This is a genomic window from Mycobacterium sp. E2699 (assembly GCF_001666745.1).
Classification (GTDB): domain Bacteria; phylum Actinomycetota; class Actinomycetes; order Mycobacteriales; family Mycobacteriaceae; genus Mycobacterium.
The window spans coordinates 1-22,068 of record NZ_LZJH01000077.1 but is presented as its reverse complement, the minus strand read 5'-3'; the positions used below and the strand labels follow the sequence as shown (position 1 = coordinate 22,068).

18 protein-coding genes are annotated in these 22,068 nt (G+C 71.4%); 8 read left to right on the top strand and 10 right to left on the bottom strand.

What is annotated here, in order from left to right; genetic code table 11:
* Positions 1-2: 2 nt before the first annotated feature.
* Both A5696_RS12025 and nadA read right to left on the bottom strand, forming a co-directional pair.
* Complete coding sequence (locus A5696_RS12025) at positions 3-1,577, bottom strand: L-aspartate oxidase (RefSeq protein ID WP_369803330.1); 1,575 nt, start codon at positions 1,575-1,577, stop codon at positions 3-5.
* The gene (gene nadA / locus A5696_RS12020) at positions 1,577-2,635 is read right to left on the bottom strand and encodes a quinolinate synthase NadA (RefSeq protein WP_067878367.1); all 1,059 of its coding nucleotides are present in this window, start codon (positions 2,633-2,635) and stop codon (positions 1,577-1,579) included. Before nadA ends, A5696_RS12025 begins: the two co-directional genes overlap by 1 nt.
* A 46-nt stretch (positions 2,636-2,681) precedes the next feature.
* Here nadA and A5696_RS12015 point away from each other — a divergent pair, with 46 nt between their 5' ends.
* Together A5696_RS12015 and A5696_RS12010 are read left to right on the top strand one after the other, a co-directional pair.
* Complete coding sequence (locus tag A5696_RS12015) at positions 2,682-3,392, top strand: NUDIX domain-containing protein (RefSeq protein ID WP_067878365.1); 711 nt, start codon at positions 2,682-2,684, stop codon at positions 3,390-3,392.
* A gap of 158 nt (positions 3,393-3,550) precedes the next feature.
* Positions 3,551-4,891: a lipase family protein gene (locus tag A5696_RS12010; protein WP_067878362.1), complete on the top strand. Its 1,341-nt coding sequence runs from the start codon at positions 3,551-3,553 to the stop codon at positions 4,889-4,891.
* 28 nt (positions 4,892-4,919) lie between these two features.
* On the opposite strand, the gene A5696_RS12005 is transcribed toward A5696_RS12010, so the two are convergent.
* The 3 genes from A5696_RS12005 to bioB are packed head-to-tail and all read right to left on the bottom strand — an operon-like array spanning position 4,920 to position 6,869.
* Positions 4,920-5,579, bottom strand: coding sequence for a DUF2567 domain-containing protein (locus A5696_RS12005; RefSeq protein ID WP_067878359.1), 660 nt, complete (start codon positions 5,577-5,579; stop codon positions 4,920-4,922).
* Entirely contained in the window at positions 5,576-5,803 is a 228-nt protein-coding gene (locus A5696_RS12000) for a hypothetical protein (protein WP_067878355.1), read from the bottom strand. The genes A5696_RS12005 and A5696_RS12000 overlap by 4 nt, the downstream gene beginning before the upstream one ends.
* Positions 5,804-5,828: 25 nt before the next feature.
* Positions 5,829-6,869 carry a biotin synthase BioB gene (bioB, locus tag A5696_RS11995; RefSeq protein ID WP_067879132.1) on the bottom strand — a complete coding sequence of 347 codons (1,041 nt, stop codon included), beginning with the start codon at positions 6,867-6,869 and terminating at the stop codon, positions 5,829-5,831.
* Between the two features lie 129 nt (positions 6,870-6,998).
* Here bioB and A5696_RS11990 point away from each other — a divergent pair, with 129 nt between their 5' ends.
* The 4 genes from A5696_RS11990 (at position 6,999) to A5696_RS11975 (ending at position 10,816) form a co-directional block, all read left to right on the top strand.
* Positions 6,999-7,184, top strand: a complete 186-nt coding sequence (locus A5696_RS11990) for a hypothetical protein (protein ID WP_067878352.1) — start codon at positions 6,999-7,001, stop codon at positions 7,182-7,184.
* A gap of 80 nt (positions 7,185-7,264) precedes the next feature.
* A complete protein-coding gene (locus A5696_RS11985; RefSeq protein ID WP_067878347.1) occupies positions 7,265-9,103 on the top strand; it encodes a hypothetical protein in 1,839 nt (612 codons plus the stop codon).
* A gap of 4 nt (positions 9,104-9,107) precedes the next feature.
* Positions 9,108-9,464, top strand: coding sequence for a hypothetical protein (locus A5696_RS11980; protein WP_067878345.1), 357 nt, complete (start codon positions 9,108-9,110; stop codon positions 9,462-9,464).
* The gene (locus A5696_RS11975) at positions 9,461-10,816 is read left to right on the top strand and encodes a hypothetical protein (protein ID WP_067878343.1); all 1,356 of its coding nucleotides are present in this window, start codon (positions 9,461-9,463) and stop codon (positions 10,814-10,816) included. Before A5696_RS11980 ends, A5696_RS11975 begins: the two co-directional genes overlap by 4 nt.
* Here the strand turns inward: A5696_RS11975 and A5696_RS11970 are convergent.
* The 4 genes from A5696_RS11970 to A5696_RS11955 all read right to left on the bottom strand — a co-directional run bounded on the left by A5696_RS11970 (position 10,813) and on the right by A5696_RS11955 (position 17,683).
* Positions 10,813-11,322, bottom strand: coding sequence for a 2'-5' RNA ligase family protein (locus A5696_RS11970; RefSeq protein ID WP_067878339.1), 510 nt, complete (start codon positions 11,320-11,322; stop codon positions 10,813-10,815). The two genes, A5696_RS11975 and A5696_RS11970, sit on opposite strands and share 4 nt — an antisense overlap.
* Positions 11,322-12,002: a dethiobiotin synthase gene (gene bioD, locus A5696_RS11965; protein ID WP_067878336.1), complete on the bottom strand. Its 681-nt coding sequence runs from the start codon at positions 12,000-12,002 to the stop codon at positions 11,322-11,324. Before bioD ends, A5696_RS11970 begins: the two co-directional genes overlap by 1 nt.
* A 9-nt stretch (positions 12,003-12,011) precedes the next feature.
* A complete protein-coding gene (locus A5696_RS11960) occupies positions 12,012-13,157 on the bottom strand; it encodes an 8-amino-7-oxononanoate synthase (RefSeq protein WP_067878334.1) in 1,146 nt (381 codons plus the stop codon).
* Positions 13,158-13,258: 101 nt separating this feature from the next.
* Positions 13,259-17,683, bottom strand: coding sequence for a PE family protein (locus tag A5696_RS11955; protein WP_067878331.1), 4,425 nt, complete (start codon positions 17,681-17,683; stop codon positions 13,259-13,261).
* Between the two features lie 1,021 nt (positions 17,684-18,704).
* On the opposite strand from A5696_RS11955, the gene A5696_RS11950 reads away from it, so the two are divergent.
* Both A5696_RS11950 and A5696_RS11945 read left to right on the top strand, forming a co-directional pair.
* A complete protein-coding gene (locus tag A5696_RS11950) occupies positions 18,705-18,983 on the top strand; it encodes a hypothetical protein (RefSeq protein ID WP_156738358.1) in 279 nt (92 codons plus the stop codon).
* Positions 18,984-19,251: 268 nt separating this feature from the next.
* Entirely contained in the window at positions 19,252-19,908 is a 657-nt protein-coding gene (locus A5696_RS11945) for an isoprenylcysteine carboxylmethyltransferase family protein (protein WP_156738371.1), read from the top strand.
* Positions 19,909-19,953: 45 nt separating this feature from the next.
* Here A5696_RS11945 and A5696_RS11940 read toward each other — a convergent pair.
* On the bottom strand, positions 19,954-22,068 hold a 2,115-nt coding region (locus tag A5696_RS11940), incomplete at its 5' end, for a condensation domain-containing protein (RefSeq protein WP_231964302.1).

The following is a 22,068-nucleotide window of genomic DNA, read 5'->3' as shown; positions in this document are numbered from 1 at the left end:
CGTCAGCACACCGCCGCCAACGCCTCCACCAGCACGGAGTTTCCGTCGTCGGCCAGCCGGAGCACGCTGCTGCGGGCCTGTTCCGGTGCGGCGTCAGGGTACTCGGCGCGGTGGTGGCATCCGCGACTTTCATTGCGCGCCAAGGCCCCGGCGGACACCGCCCGGGCGGTGAGCGTCAACGCGACGTCCTCGAAGTCGCGGCGGCCGGCCACGTCCCGGACCGGCGCGCCGGACAGCTCGTCGCACAAGCGGTTCAGCCCGGCGGCGTCGCGCACCACCGAGGCGTGCCGGCCCATCGCCCGGTGCAGGTCGCCTCGCTCCAGGGCGGTGTGGGCGACGGGCTCGGGGGCCGCCGCTGTGACGCGGCCGGCCGTCGCCGCGTGCGCGGCCGCGGCCCGTCCGGCGCGACCGCCGACCACCAAGCCCTCCAGCAGGCTGTTGGAGGCCAACCGGTTGGCGCCGTGCATTCCGGTGCGGGCCACCTCGCCCGCGGCGTACAGCCCCGGCAGTTCGGTCTGGCCGAACACGTCGGTGACGATGCCGCCGCAGCTGTAGTGCGCCCCCGGAACCACCGGGATGGGCTGGCGGACGGGGTCGATGCCGGCGGCGCGGCACGCGGCGGTGACGGTGGGGAACCGGGCCTCGAAGCCCGCGATGCCGCGCGCGTCGAGGTAGACGCACGGGTCGCCGGTCTCCCGCAGGCGCGCGTCGATGGCCGCCGCGACGACGTCGCGCGGGGCCAGATCGCCCATCGGGTGAACGCCGGCCGTGACCGAATTGCCTCGGCTGTCAAGCAGAATGGCGCCCTCGCCGCGGATGGCCTCGGTGACCAGCGGGCGCCGGCCGCCACTCTTGCCGCCAAACAGCATCGTCGGGTGGAACTGGATGAACTCGAGGTCGCTGACCGGCACGCCGGCCCACAGCGCCAGCGCGATGCCGTCGCCGGTGGAGCCGTCGGGATTCGTGGTCGCGCCGTAGAGGTGCCCGAGCCCGCCGGAGGCCAGGATCACCGACGGCGCGTTGATGATTCCGTAGCCGTCCACGCTGCCCAGCAGGACCCCGGTGACGGCGTCGTCGTTGTGCAGCACCCGCAGGGCCACATGGCCGGGGCGGATGTCCAGCCTGGCCGCGGCGCGGTCGAGCGCCCGCTGCACCTCGGCGCCGGTGGCGTCGCCCCCGGCGTGCACGATCCGCCGCCGGGAGTGGCCACCCTCGCGCGTCACGTCCCAGCGACCGGGGACCACTTCGTCGAATCGCGCCCCGTCACCGACCAATTCGGACACCGCCCGGTAACCCTCGGCGACAATGGAGTACACCGAGTCGGGATCGCACAGGCCCGCGCCGGCGGCCAGGGTATCGGCGACGTGCGCCTCGACGGAGTCGTCGTTGTCCGGCAGCACCACCGCGATGCCGCCCTGCGCATAGTGGGTCGCGGTCCCCCCCTTCGCCTGATCGGCCTTGCTCAGCACCACGACGCTGCGCCCGGCGCGATGCGCGGCCAGCGCGGCGGCCAGCCCCGCGACGCCGGTGCCGACGACGACGACGTCGGCGGTGTGCGTCCAGGTGGGACGGGCCATCATTCGCCGCCGCCCGGCTGGCCGATTGCGATCATGCGCTGCACGCTGCGCCGGCCCGCGGCCGCGATCTCCGGGTCGACGTGCACCTCGTCGGCGCCCTCCACCAGGCAGCGCAACAGGGCCGCCGGGGTGATCATCTTCATGTACTTGCAGGCTGCCCGGTCGTTGACCGCCTGAAAGTCGACTTTCGGTGCGGCCCTGCGTAATTGGTGCAGCATGCCGACCTCGGTGGCGACCAGCACCTTGCGGGCGCGGGTCTGGTGCGCGGCGTCGAGCATGCCGCCGGTGGACAAGATCTTCACCCGCTCGGCCGGGAAGGCGCCCTCGCCGGCGAGGTACAACGCCGAAGTCGCGCAACCACATTCGGGATGGACATACAGTTCGGCGTCCGGATTGGCCCGCGCCTGCGCGGACAGCTCGTCGCCGTTGATGCCGGCGTGCACATGGCATTCGCCGGCCCACACGTGCAGGTTCTCCCGGCCCGTCACCCGGCGCACGTGGGCGCCGAGGAATTGGTCCGGGCAGAACAGCACCTCGCGGTCGGGGTCGATGGACTCGACCACCTCGACCGCGTTGGACGAGGTGCAGCAGATGTCGGTGAGCGCCTTCACGGCGGCCGTGGTGTTGACGTAGGAGACGACGACGGCGCCGGGGTGCTCGTCGCGCCAGGCGCGAAGTTCGTCGGCGGTGATGGAATCGGCCAGCGAGCAGCCGGCCCGCTGGTCCGGGATGAGCACGGTCTTGTCGGGGCTGAGGATCTTGGCGGTCTCGGCCATGAAGTGCACGCCGCAGAACACGATGGTGTCCTCGGGCGCCTCGGCGGCGATCCGCGACAGCGCCAGCGAGTCGCCGACGTGGTCGGCGACGTCCTGGATGGCCGGCAGCTGGTAGTTGTGCGCCAGCAAGGTGGCGCCGCGCAGCTTCGCCAGCCGCCGAACCTCGGCCGCCCACAGTGCGTCGCCGTCGAGACCGGTGTAGCCGGTGGGCGTGTTGGTGATGCGGCCGGTCAGGTCGGCCCCGTTGTCATCGAGCGTGTCCATGCGAGTCAAGACCGTCATGGCGGCTCCTTTCGCGCCGGGAGGTTTTCGACTTACAATCGAAAACATGGGCCATACTAGCACTGAACACGAGGTGCTTGCGGTGGTGTTTCAGGTTCGCCAGGTAACGGCGAGCCCGCGCAGAGAGAAACCGCAGCTGAACGTGCTGTTATGGCAACGCGCCAAGGATCCGCAGCAGGGCGCCTGGTCGCTGCCGGGCGGCCGGCTGCGCAGCGACGAGGACATGACCACCTCGGTTCGCCGCCAACTGGCCGAGAAGGTCGACCTGCGAGAGCTGGCTCACTTGGAGCAGCTGGCTGTGTTTTCCGACCCACAGCGGGTGCCGGGTGCCAGGGTGATCGCGTCGACATTCCTGGGCCTGGTGCCCTCCCCCGCCATCCCCGAGCTGCCGCCGGACACCCGCTGGCACCCGGTGAATGCCCTGCCGCCGATGGCGTTCGACCACGGCACGATGGTGGAGCACGCCCGGACCCGGCTGGTCGCCAAGATGTCGTACACCAACATCGGGTTCGCCCTGGCGCCAAGGGAATTCGCGCTGTCCACGCTGCGCGACATCTACGGCGCCGCGCTGGGCTACCAGGTGGACGCGACGAACCTGCAGAGGGTGCTGGCCCGGCGGGGGGTAATCAGCCAGACCGGCACCATCGCGCAGTCCGGCCGCAGCGGCGGGCGCCCGGCGGCGCTCTACCACTTCACCGACTCGCGGCTGCGGGTCACCGACGAATTCGCGGCGTTCCGGCCGCCGGGCCAGGTTTGAGTTACCGTGAAAGACGCCCCCGTCCGGGCGACCGGGGGTTTTTGCTCGGGCCGCGTCAGTAACTGAGCGGGAAGAACTAGCTCACAATGCGGCGATTACGTTTTGGCCACCCCCAGTACATGCGCGAGAATGCCGGGTGGCCAAGAAGGGACCGGCGAATGGTTGAACTCGGCAATCTTGCGGGAACGCAGGGCGCGCAGTGGATCGCGCGGCCGCCGCACGAGGAGCTGCGGCGCAAGGTGCGCCCGCTGCTGCCCTCGGACGACCCGTTCTACCAGCCGCCGCCGGGCTACCAGCACGCCGAGCCCGGAACGGTGCTGCGCTCGCGCGACGTCGAGCTGGCGTTCCTGGGCCTGGTTCCGCAGCCCGTACGCGCCGTCCAGCTGCTCTACCGGACCATGGACATGAACGGCGAGCCCGAGGCGACGGTGACCACCGTGATCGTCCCGGCGAAGCTCGCTCCGGGGCAGACCTGCCCGCTGCTGTCCTACCAGTGCGCGATCGACGCGATGACGTCGCGCTGCTTCCCGTCCTACGCGCTGCGGCGCCGGGCCAAGGCCCTGGGGTCGCTCAGCCAGTTCGAATACCTGCTGGTCACGGCCGCCGTCGCCGAGGGCTGGGCCGTCTCGGTCCCCGACCACGAAGGCGTCCACGGGTCGTGGGGCGCCCCTTATGAGCCCGGCTACCGCGTGCTCGACGGGATCCGGGCGGCGCTGGGCTCCGAGCGGCTGAACCTGTCGCAGTCGGCGCCGGTCGGGCTGTGGGGTTATTCCGGCGGCGGCCTCGCGAGCGCCTGGGCCGCCGAGGTGTGCGCCGACTACGCGCCGGAACTGGACATCGTCGGGGCGGTGCTCGGATCGCCGGTCGGCGACCTCGGCCACACGTTCCGCAGGCTCAACGGGGGCTTCCTCGCCGGCCTGCCGGCCCTCGTGGTGGCGGCGCTGGCGCACGTCTACCCCGACCTCGACCGGATGATCAAGGAGCACGCCAACGACGAGGGGCGCGCCTTGCTCGAATCGCTGGAGAAGATGACGACCGTGGAAGCGGTCCTGAAGATGGCCGGCAAGAACATGGGCGACTACCTCGACGAGCCGCTGGAAGACATCCTGTCGACGCCGGAGATCATGCACGTCTTCGACAGCATCAAGCTGGGCGCGGCGGTGCCGACGCCGCCGGTGCTGATCGTGCAGGCCGTGCACGACTACCTCATCGACGTGCACGACATCGACGCGCTCGCCGACGCCTACTCGGCCGGTGGCGCCCGGGTCACCTACCACCGGGACGCATTCAACGAACACCTGGTCCTGCATCCGCTGTCCGCCCCGATGACGCTGCGCTGGCTCACCGACCGGTTCGCGGGCCGGCCGCTGACCGAGCACCTGATCCGGACCACGTGGCCGACGATGTTCAACCCGATGACCTACGTCGGCATGGCGCGGCTGGTCAAGATCGCGGCCAAGGTCATCACGGGGCGGAGGATCCCGCACAGGCCGCTCTAGGACGGCTCTGCCGCCGCCACCAGAGTCGCTACGAGACGGCCGCCTCCGGGGCCTCCGGCTCCAGCGGGAGCGCGGAAGCCGGCCGCGCGATGACCGGCAGCCCGCCCAGGTCGTCGCGGGCGTCCGCGGCGGCGAGCAGGGCGTACACCAGGCCGGCGACGCCGGCGGGCCACGCCAGGGTCAGCGCGACCTGCAGCGGCGTCCGCGCGAAGAACACGGGCGGCGCCTGGGTGACGTAGGCGACCGCGGGGCTGCCGGACAGCGGGACGGCATCGAAATTCAGCGCGCCGTAGCCCAGCCGAACCAGCACGACGCCCGTCGCGGCGGCGACGGCGGCGGAGGCCACCATGCCGAGCGACAGCCCGAGGACCATCGCCGCCCCCCGATGCCGGCGCCACTGCCACACCAGCACCGTCCCCACCACCGCCAGGACCGTCAACAGCCCCAGCAGCAGGCACGGCGCGTCGAAGAAGTGCTGGGATTCGCTGCCCAGGTAGTCGTGCACCCGCTCGCCCGCGCGGGTGATCGCCACCACCGCGTGGATCGGCGGGGCGATCCAGGCCCACAGCGCGCCGATCACCACGCCGGTCGCCGTCAGTCCCAGCGCCGCTGTGACGACCGCGCGCGTCCGCGCCGTGCGGGAAACGCCCGTCGGCTCGAACGCCCCGGGCGCCGCCTGCTCGGTCATCGCCGCGCCTCCAGGTCGGCCGAGTCGACCTGGCCGTGCCGCGAACACCGCGCCCGCCAGCCGTCGGGACGGACCTGGACCACCATCCGGCGCCCGCACTCGGCGCAGAACCGCGGCGGCTCGAGGCCCAGCTGGGCGGCCGTCGGCATGGCGGTGCCCCCCAATTCCCCGGTGTAGACGTTGTAGACGCCGGCGCTCACCGGAGCGCCCAGATCCCGAACCACGGCTCCAGTGTCTTACAAGGTGGCTTTACAAACTGGCATTGAGCGCCTTGATCGGCATCTGCAGGTCGTCGAGCAGCTCCAGGTCCGCCTCGGCGGGCCGGCCGAGCGTGGTCAGGTAGTTCCCGACGATCACGGCGTTGATGCCGCCCAGGATGCCCTGCTTGGCGCCGAGGTCGCCCAGGGTGATCTCACGGCCCCCGGCGAAGCGCAGCATGGTGCGCGGGAGCGCCAGCCGGAAGGCGGCGACGGACTTCAGCGCCTCGGCGACCGGCATGACCTCCAGGTCGCCGAACGGGGTGCCCGGCCGCGGGTTGAGGAAGTTCAGCGGCACCTCGTCGGGCCCGAGTTCGGCCAGGTCGGCGGCGAATTCCGCGCGCTGCTCCAGGGTTTCACCCATGCCGAGGATGCCGCCGCAGCACACCTCCATGCCCGCGTCGCGCACCATCGACAGCGTCTGCCAGCGCTCCTCCCAGGTGTGGGTGGTCACGACGTTGGGGAAGAACGAGCGGGCGGTCTCCAAGTTGTGGTTGTAACGGTGCACGCCCATCGCCGCGAGCTGCTGCACCTGTTCGGCGGTCAGCATCCCCAGCGAGCAGGCGATGTTGATCTCCACCTCGTCGCGGATGGCCTCGATGCCGGCCGCGACCTGCGCCATCAACCGTTCGTCGGGCCCGCGCACCGCGGCCACGATGCAGAACTCGGTGGCGCCGGACTTGGCGGTCTGCTTGGCCGCCTCGACGAGGCTGGGGATGTCCAGCCGCGCGCTGCGCACCGGCGAGGCGAACAGCCCCGACTGCGAGCAGAAGTGGCAGTCCTCCGGGCAGCCGCCCGTCTTCAGGCTGATGATGCCCTCGACCTCGACCTCCGGCCCGCACCAGCGCATCCGCACCTCGTGGGCCACGGCCAGCAGGTCGTCGAGCCGGTCGTCGGGCAGCCGCAGCACCTCGAGCACCTGGTCCCGGCTCAGTCCCTCGCCGCGCTCGAGCACCTGATCCCGCGCCACCGCGAGAATGTCGTTGTTCGCGTCGTCGGCGCCGGTCGCCGGCCGAGTTGCCGCTCGAGTCACCAGGTACTCCCCTGCCTTCGTGTCCGTGCGCGCGCAGCCGCGCCTGCCGAATCCGGCAGCCTGAATCAATCGGTGTTCAAAGTAGGGTAACGGCCGCGCAACATGGGGGCTGCGGGGTATCCCTGCAGAATGACCGTTTGGCAGACCGCCCCGCACGTCGAATACCTCGGCCACCACATGCTGCTGCTGGCCATCCCGGCGTTCCTGCCCGCGATCCTCGTCGTCGCCGTCATCCTGTATGTCGCGCTCAAAGACCGGCGCACCGGTGGCAAACCCGCCGAGGGACGTGCCGACGCCGACCAAAAGGGTGATTGACGGGCCCGCGATCGGGGCATTCCGGTTGCTGCGAGTTTGCTCACACCACCTTCGGTCAGGCGTGTTGGGAGGGTTTGACGATGAAATCGGCGGATCTGACTGTTGTTGCCGAGGCACCGGCGCGCGGCGCGGGTTTGAACCAGGTGATCGGGCTGTCGGTCGCCGCGGTGGTGATCGCCGCGGTCATGCTGTGGGTCGGGCACGCCCATCGCACCCATCGCATCGAGTGGCTGACCCGGATCGCGGACAAGATGGGCGAGAAGTTCCACCGCCCGAACTGGGTGGCCCTGCCGGTGCTGGTGTTCACCACGTCGATCATCTGCGCGCTGTTCGGGTTCATCTGGGACGTCAGCTGGCACATCGGCAACGGCCGCGACCCCGGCCCCCTGGCGAATCCGGCGCACTACTTCATCATCATCGGGCTGTTCGGGATCTTCGTCGGGGGCATGCTGGCGGTGGTGCTGCCGTTCGACAAGCCGGGCCCGGCGGCGGTGCGGATCACACGTGACTGGCACGCCCCGGTCGGCGGCGTGCTGATGGCCGGTTGCGGGCTGTACGCGATGATCGGGTTCCCGCTCGACGACATCTGGCACCGCATCTTCGGCCAAGACGTGACCCTTTGGGGCCCAACGCATCTGATGATGATCGGCGGCGCGTGCTTCTCCCTGTTCGCGGTGCTGATGCTGGAGCGCGAGGGCGAGGCTCACGAGGCCGGGGAGGTGTACCACGGCGTCTTCATCACGTTCCTGCGCTACCTGTCGTTCGGCGGCTTGTTCATCGGCCTGTCGGTCTATCAGATCGAATTCGACTTCGGCGTACCGCAATTCCGCCTGGTGTTCCAGCCGATGTTGATCGCCGCGGCGGCCGCGCTGGCGGCCGTCGCCGCCCGCTACACGATGGGACGCGGAGCCGCGATCATCGCGGCGCTGTTCGCCATCGCGCTACGCGGCGCTGTCTCGTTGCTGGTAGGCCCCATCTTGGGCGCGCCGATCAACTGGTTCCCGCTGTACCTGGGCCCCGCGCTGGTCGTCGAACTGGTGGCGCTGACCCCATTGTTCAAGCGCCCCATCGCCTTTGGCGCCGTTTCCGGCCTCGCCGTCGGGACCGTCGGGCTGTGGCTGGAATCGTTGTGGATCGGAGCGGTGTACCACTACCCGTGGCCGACCAGCATGTGGGGCGAGGCGCTGGCGATGGCGGTGCCGGTGGCGGTGCTGACCGGCGTCTGCGGGGGGCTGTTCGGCCTGGTGCTGACGGGGCAGCGCCTGCCCGGCCGCAAGGTCGGCATCGCGGCGGTCGCGCTGACCGTGTTGGTGATCGGCGGCGCGGTGGCCAACGGGCTGCACATCCTCGTGCCGCGGCAGAACACCGCCACCGTCAACTTGACGGACCTGCCCAGCCCGCCCGGGCAGCGCATGGTCTCGGCCGACGTGCAGCTGAATCCGCCGTTCGTCAGCGACCACCCGGACTGGCTGACCATCCTGTCCTGGCAGGGCCGGATGCAGAACAACCGGGGCCTGATGATCGACCGGCTCGCCAAGGTGGGACCGGGGCACTACCGGTCCACCCAGCCGGTCCCGGTGTGGGGGGAATGGAAGACGCTGCTGCGGGTCCAGGACGGCCGCACGATGACGGCCGTCCCCATCTGGGAACCGGCGGACGACGCCATCCCGGCGCCCGAGGTTCCCGCGCTGGCGTCGAGCACGCGGCCGTTCGTGCTGGAGGTCACGATCCTGCAGCGCGAACGCGACCAGGGCGCGCCAACCTGGTTGTTCACCGCCGGCGGGATCGTGGTCCTGATCCTGACGCTGATGGTGATCTCGGCCCTGGCGTGGGGCGCCGGTCGCCTCAACAACGCCGAGCAGGCGCCCGAGCCGGTCGAGGAGAAGCAGCCCCTGCCCGGCGCGCCCAGGGCGGCCTGATTCGATGACGGTTCGGAGCGCCCTCGTCTGGGTGGCGGCGCTGACGTCGGCGCTGGTCGCCTGCGGCGGCTCGCAAAACCAGCCCGCCGGCGCCGGCCCGGTCGTCGACATCACCATCGCCAAGGGGCAGGTCACCCCGACCAACGCCACCCTGCTGGCCAAGGTGCACCAGCAGATCACCCTGCGGGTCAGCAGCGACGCGACCGACGAGCTGCACGTGCACTCGACGCCCGACCACAAGTTCGCGGTCGCGGCCGCGCCCAACCAAACCTTCCAGTTCAGCGTCGACGTGCCCGGTAACGTCGAGGTGGAGCTGCATCACCTGGACCGCACGATCGCGACCATCCAAGTGCAGCCGTGAGCGACCGCGGCGCGGCGGTGGTGCTCGCGCACGGTCTGGGCGGGTCGGGCGACCTTCCGGTGCCGTACCTGTACGCGATGGTCGGCGCGGCGTGGGCGTTGACGTTCACCTTCGCGCTGGTCGCGTTCGCCTGGCGGCGCCCGCGGTTCGACCCCGGCAAGCCCGGCCGTCCGCTGCCGGAAGCGCTGACCGCGGTTGTCGATGCGCCGGCGACCCGGTGGACGGCCGCCCTGCTGGCGCTGGCGTTCACGGTGTGGGCCGTGGCGGCCGGGGTGTGGGGGCCGCAAGCGGAGTCCAACGGGCTGCTCGGGGCGTTCTACGTGCTGCTGTGGGTCGGGTTGGTGGCGCTGTCGCTGGCATTCGGGCCGGTCTGGCGGGTGATCTCGCCGATGCGCACGGTGTATCGGCTGCTGCACCGTGTCCTGCCGGGAGGCGGACGGCGGCCGTGCCCCGAGGGCTGGGGATACCGGCCCGCCGCGGCGGGGCTGTTCGCGTTCGTGTGGGCGGAGCTGGCCAGCCCGAATTCGGCGTCACTGCCGATGGTCAAGGCGTGGCTGCTGGTTTACGCAGTGCTCATGCTGGGCGGCGCGTGGCTGTGCGGGCAGCGCTGGCTGGCGCGAGCCGACCCGTTCGGCGTGTACAGCATGGCGGTGTCGCGGCTGTGCCCGTTTCGCCGCAACCCGGACACCGGGCGGATCGTCGTGGGCAACCCGCTCGACCACCTGCCGTCGCTGCCGGTGCGCCCGGGTGTGGTCGTGCTGTTGGCGGTGCTGCTCGGGTCGACGGCCTTCGACAGCTTCTCGTCGTCAGCGACGTGGCGCGGGTTCGCCGACGGGATTTCGCGCGGCTTCCGCATGCCGCCGACGCTATCCTCGTCGGTGTTGCGAACGGTTGGCCTGGTGGTGTTCATTTTCGTTGTGGCGCTGACGTTTTCGCTGGCCGCCCGCGCCACCGGCGGCGTCGACCGCGAGCGGCGCCGCGCCCTGCCCGGCGAGATGGCGCACTCGCTGATCCCGATCGTGGTGGGCTACATCTTCGCCCACTATTTGAGCTACCTCGTCGAGCGTGGGCAGCAGGCGGTGGCCGCCCTGGCCGACCCGTTGGGCCGCGGCTGGAACCCGTTGGGGCTGGCGCACTTTCACGTCGCCTACGTGCTGTCCAGCCACCCCCCGGTGCTCGCCGGCATCAAGGTGGCGTGCGTGGTCACCGGGCACATCCTGGCGGTGATCGCGGCCCACGACAGGGCGCTGCGGCTGCTACCGGCGGGGCATCAGCTCACCGGGCAGCTCACCATGATGCTGGTGATGGTGGGCTACACCTTCACCGGCCTGTATCTGTTGTTCGGCGGCTAGTCGATCGGGTGTTCGGCCTTGTTGTTGCCGTCCCAGCGCCGCAGGCCGGCGAAGCGGCCGTCGACCTGCGTCGGGCGCCCCGCGATGCGCAGCGCCCGCCCGAGTTGGGCGCCGCCGACGCGGCGGGCCAGCGTGACGTGGGCGGTCCACTGGCCGGGCAGGCTGTTGGACATCGGCTTGGGCAACAGATGCGCACCGCACAACCGGTGCACCTCGGCGTGCAGCGCCAACAGCTCGGTCGTCGGCACCACGAGCCGCGCGAACACGACGGTTGCCCGCCCGAAGAGCACCGGGGCCCCGATCGTGGCCGTCAGCGGCAGGCGCCCGCTGACCGGGCCCAGTAGCGCATCCACGTCGGGGTCGATGCGTTCGGCGACGGCAAGCGTCACGTGCGGCCGGCTGGCGGGCGCCTGGCTGGGGATGCCGGCGCCGGCGAGGTCGGCCCAGATACGGCGGATCGCCGCCTCGGTGTCGGGGTCGAAGACCAGCTCGATCGAATGGACCATCAGCGCACCAGCGCGCTCACCCAGCCGCGGTCGAACGCTGCGACGCTCATCGGGGCGAAGTCGGTGGCGCCCAGCGCTCCGGCACCGGCCGGCAGCACCGCCCGGACGGGCGCCAGCTCGGCCAGCGCGGCGCGGTTCGATTCCTCCACCAGCCCGGGCCGGGGCGGCCAGCTGCCGATCACCAACCCTGCGCATGAAACTCGTTGCGCGGCAAGCGCTTCCAGTGTCAGCGCGGTGTGGTTGAGAGTGCCCAGTTCCGCGGTGACGGCGACCAGCGCGTCCGCGCCCAGCGCGGCGGCGAGGTCGCGCAGCGTGACGCCCCCGTCGGCGAGCTCGACCAGCAACCCGCCGGCGCCCTCCACCAACGTCAGCCGCCCCGGCCGGTCGAGTTCACGGATGAGGCGCTCCAGATCCTCGCGCGTGGGCAGCGCCATGCCCGCCTGCCCGGCCGCGGCCGCCGGCGCCAGCGGTTGCGGGTAGCGGGCGAGCCCGGCGAGCTCGGTGACCCCGGACAGCCGGGCCACCTCGGCCAGGTCGTCGTCGCCGCAGTCGGTGCCGGTCTGGACGGGTTTGCAGACCGCGACGTCGATGCCGGCCTGGCGGGCGTGGCACGCCAGCGCCGCGGTGACGACCGTCTTGCCGACCCCCGTGCCGGTACCGGTGACGACCAGGACGGTCAACGGCGCGCCCTAAACAAGTCCCGTGAGCACGTCCGTCAGCACGCGGCGCGCCAGCTCGAGGTCGGTGTCGTCCAGCGACGCGCGCGCCGACAGGCGCAGCCGCGACGTTCCGGCGGGCACGGTCGGCGGCCGGAAGCAGCCGACCCGCACCCCGGCGTCCAGGCACGCGGTCGCCGCGACCAGCGCCACCTCCGGATCGCCGAGGATCACCGACACCACCGCCGACCGCGGCTCGTCGGGCACGTCGCACGTCTTGGCCAGGAGGCGCGCATGCTGCAGGACCGCCCCCGGGCGCCACGGCTCGGCCTGCAAAACGCGCAGGGCGGCCCGCGCGGCGCCCACCGCCGCCGGGGCGAGGCCGGTGTCGAAGATGAACGGCCGGGCCGCGTCGATCAGGTGTGCGCGCACCTGCGCCGGCCCGAGCACCACCCCGCCCTGGCTGCCGAGCGCCTTGGACAGCGTCGTGGTCATCACGATGTCGGGCGCGCCAGCCAGACCGAGTTCGTGCAGCAGCCCGCGGCCGCCGCCGCGCACGCCGAGGCCGTGCGCCTCGTCGACGATGAGCAGCGCGCGGTGGCGGCGGCACACCGCGTGCAGTTCGCGGACCGGGGCCAGGGAGCCGTCGGCGCTGAACACCGAGTCGGTGACGACGACGGCGCGCTCCTCGTCGCGGGAACCCAGCGCCGCGTCCACGGCGTCGACGTCGCGGTGCGGCGCCACGACCACGCGGGCGCGCGACAGCCGGCAGGCGTCAACGAGCGACGCGTGCGACAGGGCGTCGGACACCAGCAGCGAACCGGGGCCCGAGAGGCCGACGACGGCGCCCAGGTTCGCGGTATAGCCCGACGAGAACAGCAGGCCGGAGGCCGCACCGACGAACTCGGCGAGCTCGGCCTCGAATTGCTGATGCAGTTCGGTGTCGCCCGTGACCAGGCGCGAACCGGTGGCCCCCGCGCCCCAGATGCGGAGCGCCGCGACCCCGCCCTCGATCACGTCGGGGTGCTGGGACAGCCCGAGGTAGTCGTTGGACGCCAGGTCGAGCTCGGTGGCGACGGCCGGGCGCGGCCGCAGCGAGCGGCGCAGCCCGGCCTCGCGGCGCTGCTTCTCCACCTCGTCCAGCCAGGCCAGCGGTGACGTCTCGATCGGTGCCCTCATCGGAGCTCAGCCTACGAGTCGCGCGGCCTCTGCCGTCGCGGAGGTGATCCGCCGGGTGCTGAGCGGAGGGACCGCTGTTGTCCGACCGCCTGGCGAATCCGTCAGCCGCCGGCGCCCCCGGCGCCCGCGGTGCCGCCGGCGCGGCCGGTCCCGCCGGTGGCACCGGTGGGGGCGCTGCCCGTATTGCCGCCGCCGCCGTTGGTGCCGGGGAGGCCGGGAACCAAACCGAGGTTACCGCCGCCGCCCGTGCCACCGTTGCCGCCGAAACCACCGGTGCCGCCCGTGCCGCCGGTGCCGGTGCCGTTGGCGTTGCCACCGCTGCCGCCCGTGCCGCCGATCGCACCCGACCCGCCTTTGCCGCCCGACCCGAGGAGGCCACCGCCGGTGCCGCCGGTGCCGCCGTTGCCGCCGACGCCACCACCGCCACCGGTACCGCCGTTGCCGTTGCCGCTGCCACCGGCGCCGCCGACGCCCGCGATACCGGCCGTGCCGCCGGTACCGCCTTGGCCGCCGCTGCCGGTGCCGATGCCGCCACCGCCGGTCCCGCCCGTTCCGCCCGTGCCGGCAACGCCTCCAGTGCCGCCGGTACCGCCGCCGGTGCCCCCGACGCCACCGGTCCCCGCGGTGCCGCCGGTGCCACCTTGGCCCCCGATGGCGCCATTGCCGGTGCCGGTGTTGGCGCCGCCGGTACCACCGGACCCGCCGGTGCCGCCGCCACCGCCGGTTCCGCCCTGGCCGCCGCCGACCCCGCCGATACCGGCACCACCGGTACCACCGGTACCGCCGGCACCGCCCTGACCGCCCTGGCTGCCGCCGGTGGGACTGGCGCTTGACGTGCCGTTGGCACCCGTGCCCCCGTTTCCGCCGGTGCCGCCGGCGCCGCCCTGACCGCCGGTGCCGATGCCGCCGTTCGCGCCGCCGTCGGTTCCGACGCCGGCGGCACCCGCGGCGCCCCCGGTGCCGCCGTTCCCGCCGGTCGCCCCATTGCCGCTGCCGGTGTTGCTGCCGCCGTTGCCGCCGGCACCACCGGCTCCGCCGATGCCGCCGGTTCCGCCCTGGCCCCCGCCGACCCCGCCGATGCCCGCACCGCCGCGACCGCCGGCACCGCCGCCACCGCCCTGACCGCCCTGGGTGCCCGCGGTGGGACTGGCGCCCGACGTGCCCGCAGCACCGGGACCGCCGACGCCGCCGGTGCCGCCCGTGCCACCCGTGCCGCCGGTACCGATGCCGGCCCCACCGGAAGCCCCGGCCGCGCCACCTTGACCACCCTGGCCGCCGGTACCGCCGTTGCCCACGGTGCCGATGCCGGCCCCCGCCGAGCCACCGGTGCCGCCGTTACCGCCGGTACCTCCGGCACCACCGGCCAGGGTTGCCGTGCCGGTGCTGCCGGTTCCCCCGGCCCCACCCTGCCCGCCGGTTCCACCGACGCCGTTCACCGCAGTGGCATTGTTGGCTGCCCCGCCCTGGCCACCGGCGCCCCCGTTACCGCCACTGCCCGCATGACCGGGAGCGCCGACACCGCTGCCCGCGTTGCCGCCGACGCCGCCGGCGCCGCCGTTCCCGCCGATGCCCGCGGTGCTCCCGGCGTTGCTCACCGCCGCACCGGCACCGCCCTGACCACCCGTTCCGCCGGAACCACCCGAGCCGTCATTTCCCCCGGCTATACCGGCGCCGCCGCCGCCACCGGCGCCGCCGGTCCCGCCGGTGCCGGCGGTGCCGGCCGCGCTGATGATCGAGCCGCTGCCCGCGGCTCCGCCGAGGCCGCCGTTCCCGCCGTTGCCGCCGTCGGCCCCCGTCAGACCGGTGCCCCCGGCACCACCGACACCGCCGGTGCCGCCGTTGCCGCCCGTGCCGCCCGTGCCGCCCGTGCCGACCGCCCCGCCGGCGCCTCCGACACCGCCGGCGCCGCCGTTACCGGCGACGGCCCCGGCCAGCGCGTGCGGGTCGGTCGACGGGTCATACCCGGCACCCCCGGCACCGCCCTGACCACCCTGACCACCCGAGCCGTTGATGGCCGTGGCGCCGGTGGCATTACCGCCGTTGCCGCCCGCACCGCCGCTACCGCCGGCCGTGCCGTCCGGGCTGAGGGCCGTGCCGGCCGTCCCGGCAAGACCGGTACCGCCGTTTCCGCCCTGTCCCCCGACGGCCGAACCGGTTCCGTAGTTGTACGCGGCACCGCCGGTGCCCCCGTTTCCGCCGAGGCCGAGCAACCCTGAGGCACCGCCGGCTCCGCCGTTCCCGCCGGTGGCTGTTCCCCCGGCGTAGTCGAAGGCAGCGCCGCCGTTGCCGCCGTGGCCGGCAACCAAAGCACCGGTACCACCGACTCCCCCGTTACCGCCGGTGGCGTTCAGGCTCGCGGGCGCGTTGAGGAACCAGGTGCGGTCGCCTGCCGTGGTGAAGGGGTAGTTACCCATGACGGCGTCGCCACCGTTGCCGCCCGCACCGCCGGTGGACGCGGGGCCCGTGCCGTTACCGCCGTCACCGCCGTTCCCGCCGACGATGGAAGTCCCGAATCCGTCGGCCAGTACGCCCCCGCCGTTCCCGCCGGCCCCGCCGCCCAGGAACCCGTCTCCACCGTGCCCGCCGGTACCGCCAACCGCGACGCCATTCCCGCCGTTGCCGCCGCCCCCGCCGGTGAAGGTCGCGCTGGTGCCACCCGCACCCCCGTTGCCCGGGGTCCCGAAAAAGCCGACGCTGCCGCCATTCCCGCCGGCCCCGCCGTCGCCCAGGAGACCGGTCGCGTTGCCGCCGATGCCGCCGGGGCCGCCGTTGCCGGCGAAGAACCCGCCGTTACCGCCGTTCCCGCCGGCCCCGCCGGCAAGAAGCCCACTGGACCCCCCGGCACCGCCGGCCCCGCCGTTACCGAGCAGCAGCGCGCTTCCACCGTTGCCGCCGGCCTGGCCGGCCGCACCGGCGCTGCCGTTGCCCCCGTTACCGATCAGACCGGCGTTGCCGCCGCGGCCGCCGTCAACCCCGTTTCCACCGTTGCCGAGCAGCCATCCGCCGTTATAACCGTCGGGGTGCGACGGCGTCCCGTTGGCGCCGTTGCCGATCAAGCCGCCCGTCAGTTGGATGAAGGGCTGGCCAAGTGCCGCTTTGACGTCGTTGATGACGATTCCCACGTCCGTCAGGTTGTTTCCGACGAGCGGGTCGACGCCGCTGGGGCCCATGGAGCCGAGGTTCAGGCCGATATTCGAGGGGGCGCCGGTGCCGGTCATCATGTTGATGGCGAGGCCCGTCGTGCCCGGGGCGCCGACGCCGCCCAACCCGACCCCGGGGAGTCCGGGGGCCCCGCCGGTGACCGTGCCGCCGTTCAGGTAGTTCGTGAGAACGGACGCCAGGATGTTGTTGAGGGCGTTATTGCTCTGCGCGGCTTCGACATAGAAGGGCCGGAGGAAGTTGTAGCCACCCAAAAACGCGTTCCCGCCGTTGCCCGCGTTCCCGCCGACGCCGGTGGTGCCGGCTCCTCCGTTACCGCCGGTACCGCCGGTGATGGCGGCGAAACCTCCCAAGTCGTTGTTGAACACCGAGCCGCCGTTACCGCCGTTACCGCCGATGACGCCGTCGCCGCCGTTGCCGCCGGTGCCGCCGAGATAGATTCCGGAACCGCCCACGCCGCCGTTGCCGCCGGTGCCGGCGGTGCTGCTACCGCCGTTACCGCCGATCCCGGGGTGTGCCTTGAACTCGGTTGGGCCGCCGAGGTTGAACCAGCCCGCGCCGCCGCCGTTACCACCGTTACCGCCGTTGCCGGCGGAACTCGACGCCGCCCCGCCAGCCCCACCGGCCGCGCCCATACCCTCGAGGAAACCGCCGGCCCCGCCGTTTCCACCGTTCCCGCCGTTGCCGCCGAAGAGCCCGGCCAGGCCGGCGCCACCGATCCCGCCTAGACCACCGTTACCGAGGAGGGTCGCGTTCCCGCCATTCCCTCCACTCGCGCCGGCCCCACCGCTCCCGCCATTTCCACCGTTGCCCACCAATCCGGCATTACCACCGCTGCCACCGGCTTGCCCGGGGACATTGGAGTTCCAGCCGTTGCCGCCGTTGCCGAACAAGATGCCGCCGGGCTTGCCATTGGGGCTGGCGGCTGTCCCGTTGGCGCCGTTGCCGACCAGGGGGGTGCTCAGGAAGGTGGTGCCGACCAAATTGATGTTGTCGAGGATCGTCTGCAATGAGAACTGGTAGGGGAATATGGCCGCGGGCGTTTCCGCCGCGACCAAGCCTTGCGCCGCCTGCAACGGCGCGACATTGACCGCCTCCGCACCCGCGTACGCGCCCCCCGACCCGGTCAGGGCCTGCACGAACTGGGCATGAAAGGACGCCGCCCGAGTGGTCAGGGCATGGAACTGCTGCGCGTAGTTGGAAAACAGCGCCGAGATCGCTGCCGACACCTCGTCCTGAGCGGCGGCCACGATCTGGGTGGTCCGGGCTGCCGCCACCGAATTAGCCGCGCTGATCGACGAGCCGATCCCTGCCGCCTCTGCCGCCGCGGCGACCAACACTTCCGGCGCCGCGATCACATACGACATTGGTGTCCTCCGAAGGCTATCTCGGCGTCGTGCCCTCCCACACCGCGGTCACGATCCACCAGCCAAAGTGAAAACGTATCGTGTTCGACACGTGCCCTACAACGTTTCGCGGAATTTCGTAGACGCCCTCGATTGGGCACTGCCGCAGCGCTGCTGCCACGTCCGTCGCATTCGGGATACATAACGTCATTCCTCTGAGTACAAGGCAATCCATCCTAAATCACGATTGCGTTCGATATTCCCAACTTTGGGTATATTTGCCCGACCTGCGTATACGACCTTGGCGCATCGCGGCTCAGGATCGCGCCTCGCCGCTTGCGACCATTCGACGATCGGGCGATTTTGCTGTCGCCGAGCTGCGCCCGGGTGATCGCGACGCGGACCGTGCCGGGCTGGCTCGCTCAAACTAAGCCGGCTCCATCGGTACCGCAGGCGGGTACCGGGGCGCGCCCCCGAGCGTTGCTGGTCGCCTCGCGCGGCTCGCGGCGGGCGGGCCGTCCTCTCGCGGCCGACCGCCTCAGGCGGACGTCGCGCCGCAATCGCGTCGGCGTCGCCGGCGTCGAGAAAATCGGCCGGCGGGCAATTTCACGAGCTGCTTTGTGGCCTACTACCGTCATCTGCCGCTCGGAGTTGTGAGGCTGAATCGCCTTCGTCGGCCGGCCCGCGGGCCGGCGACAAACTGAAAACCATAATTTGCATTTACGAGTCGGTTGGATAGCTGCCAATCGTATTTGCCAACCTCTGGCGGCGGCGTGGGCACCTCGACCCGTCGATCGCGGGCTTGGGACCAAATGCTTTGTTGTGCAGCGGTCTAATTTGCCGCCTCGGCACGGCGACTCGTTGGCCGGGATGCCTGATGGCCTGCCTGAAGTTTGCTTGCCATGCAGCGCGGATATTCTGCTCAGCGGACGCTTAATGAGTAAAATAGGAACCACAACAATTGCTCAAACTCGGCTTGCGGGAAAATTGCGGGCGGTGACTTGTCTTACGCGTGAGCGGGCGAAGGGCACTCAATCTGTCATTGAGACTTGATCGGGGGGACATGCAGGAGGACGACTTTCTGATAGCCGTGGGCGAGGCGGCACAGGATGCGGTTTGGGAAACGCAGCATCCGCTCACCCACCACTTGGCGGAGGACGACCCGCGCCGGGAGCAGTACCTGCGCGAGTACCAAATGTCGGTCGGTCGCCAGGTGCTGGCGGCCATCGAGGGCCTGCTGCGGGGCAGTTCATGTCACGGGAGGCCGCAGGGATGCCCGCCCGCGGTACCGCCGTTGGCCGTTTTCGCTCCCTTTCTGTAGAGCCGCCTACCCGCCGGATGTCGCCGGTGCCCGGGCGACGAAATCCGGCCGCTGATCGCCGACGCGCAACGTCCTTCGTCGACGCACCAACGGCGCACATCACGCTCGCTGAGCGCAGCACAAGCTCGCCGTCGGATTCGTACACATCCTTCGGAATGGGGCGGTAGTTTCAGTCCGGCGCATCTGTCGTCGCTGCCCGCAGCGATGCCGCGCCGACAGCCTGCGGTACGGGACGGACTTAGGAGGATCGGTGAAAACCGTTCCCAAGATGGTGGTCTTCGGTCTGGTCGAGTTTGTCGTGTTCGGCTCGATGTTGTTTCTTCCGGCAGGCACGTTCGATTACTGGCAGGCGTGGGTCTTTCTGGTGGTGGTCGGCCTTTCGGCGTGGATCCCCGTCGTCTACCTGGCACGAACGAATCCTGTTGCGCTGCAGGCGCGAATGCGCGGGGGGCCGGCGGCCGAGACTCGGATGGCGCAGAAGGTCGTCATCGCCGGCCTGTACCTGTCGTTGGCGGCGATGGTGGTGTTCAGCGTCCTCGACCACCGCTACGGCTGGTCGCCGGTGCCCGCGGCAGCCTGCCTGGTCGGTGACGTGCTGGTCGCCATCGGGCTGGGCGTGGTGGGGGCAGTCGTCATTCAGAACAGCTATGCCGCCGCAACCGTCCGGGTGCAGGCGGGGCAAAACGTCGTCTCCACCGGACTGTACGGGCTCGTGCGCCATCCCATGTACACCGGCAACTTAATCATGATGCTCGGCATCCCCCTGGCGCTCGGCTCGTACTGGGGACTGGTCTTCGTCGTGCCCGGGCTGATCGTGCTCGCCTCGCGCATCCACGACGAGGAGGAGCTGCTCCGGAAGGAGCTGGACGGATACCGCGAGTACACGCAGAAGGTGCGCTATCGCCTGATGCCTGGTATTTGGTAGCCGCCCCGGCACCTCCACTTCGGAGTTGCGGCAGCCCGGGTCTTCCTAAGACTCGCCGGCCGGACTCACGAGGGGCACTTCCGCTTCCGAGCAGGCCTGTCCACCCAGCCACTGGCTCAAGCGACTGACGGAGGGCGCCTCGAAGAGGGCGGCCACCGCGAGGTTGGTGCCCAGGGCTGTGTTGATCCCGACAATGGCCCGCATGGCGGCCAGCGAGTCCCCGCCGAGGTCGAAAAACGACTCGTCGACTCCGACGCGCTCCACACCGAGGACCCGCGTGTAGACGCCGGTGACGATCTGTTCGACCGGGCTGGCGGCGGCATGGTGATCGCCGCCGTTGGGATGGGGTGGGGTTGCCGACACCGTTGTCGGTGCGGGCTTGGGCGGCGGCATCTGGTCGCTCGGCCCGCCCAGGCCGGCATGCTTGCCCGTTTGGTGACCATCGGGAGACGACAACGGTCGCGTCGGATCGGTGGTCATCGCCACCAGCGCCTGGGTGAACCGCTCGATCAGCGCCTCGACGTCGGCCGCGTCGAACACATCCGCCCGGAATTGGAGGTGGAATTCCAATTCGCGGCCCGGGACGGCCTGGATCGCGAGCGGGTAGTGGTAGTAGTCGCGGTTGGTGAGCTCGGTGACACTCAACCCGTCGGCGCCCGACAACGCCGCAGCGTCGGTTGGGTAGTTCTCATACACGAAAACGGTGTCGAAGAGTCGTCCATGGCCGGCGACGCGGTGGATCTCGCTGAGCGCCAGGTGCTGGTGATCGAGCGTCCGGTTGTGGGCGCTTTGCAGCTGATCGAGCAGGTCGGTGGCAGTGGTGGGCGCGGTGATGCGGGCGCGCACCGGCACCGTGTTGATGAACAGGCCGACCATCGAGTCGGCGCCGGGCACCTCGGCCGGCCGGCCCGACACCACGGTGCCGAAGGCGACTTCGCGCTGGCCGGTCAGCCAGGTCAGCAGCTGGGCCCAGGCGGCCTGCAGGACGGTGCTGACGGTGGTGTGCCGCGAGCGCGCGAGCTCGCCGATGGCCCGCGTGGTCTGTTCGGGTACGCGGAACGAGGCGACGCCTCGCCGCCCGAGCCCGAACCAATCCGGTGGGCCGACCAACGTGGGCGTGTCGAAACCGTCCAGCACCTCGCGCCAGGCCGCGCGGGCGGCATCGAGGTCGCGGTCGGCCAGCCAGGTCACGAACCGGCGGTAAGAGCCCGCCGCGGGCAGTCGCTGCCCGTAATAGCTGGCAAACAGTTCACCCAGCAGGATCGACAACGACCACCCGTCGAGCACGATGTGGTGGTTCGTCAGCACGAACCGGTGCTGATCCTCTCCGGTGCGGATCAGGGCGACCCGCAGGGCCGGATGGTCGGCCAGGTCGTAAACGGCGGCGCGTTCGGCGGCGCACACCTGCTGGATCCGCTCGTCGAGGTCCGGGCCGGCGCCGGTGAGGTCGACATACCGCCAGGGCACCACCGGATCGGCCGGGATGATCTGCACCGGCTGGTCGAAGCGTGCGCTGAACCTGGCCGCCAGGTTGGGATGGCGGGTCACCACGGTGTGTACCGCCTCGCGCAGGCGATCCTGATCGAGCCGGCCGCTCAACGTGACATCGAGCTGCACCGCGTAGACATCGTCGCCGCCGCGGGCGGTGCTGGCATGGAACAACAGGCCCTGCTGCAAGGGGGTCAGCGGCAGGACGTCGGCGATGGGGTACCGCCGCTGCAGCTCGTCGATCTCCGGCTGGCTCAGGCGAGCGGGCAGGAGGTCCGACGGCGTCAGCCCGCCCCCGCCGCCGCGCACATGCGCGCAGATGCCGGCCAGCGCGTCAAACCACAATCGGCTCAGCCGGGAGACCTGCGCGTGATCCAGGGCCGAGGGCGCCCACGTCCACCCAGCCCGCAGGCGCGGGCCTGCGCTGGTGTCCAGGGTGCCCGCGTTGAGCTCGACGGTGTGCATCAACGGCATCGGGATCGCCGCGGCGACACCGGTCACCGACCAGCCGTCCTGGCGGATCTCCCAGATATCACCGGACACCTCGGCCGCTCCGGCGCCCAGCCGTCCCAGATAGTTGAACCCGATCGCCGGGTCGGAGCCGTCCAGGTCGGTCTCGCCGTTCAGGTAGCGCAGCACGCCGTAGGTCAGGCCATCCGGCAGCGCGCGCAG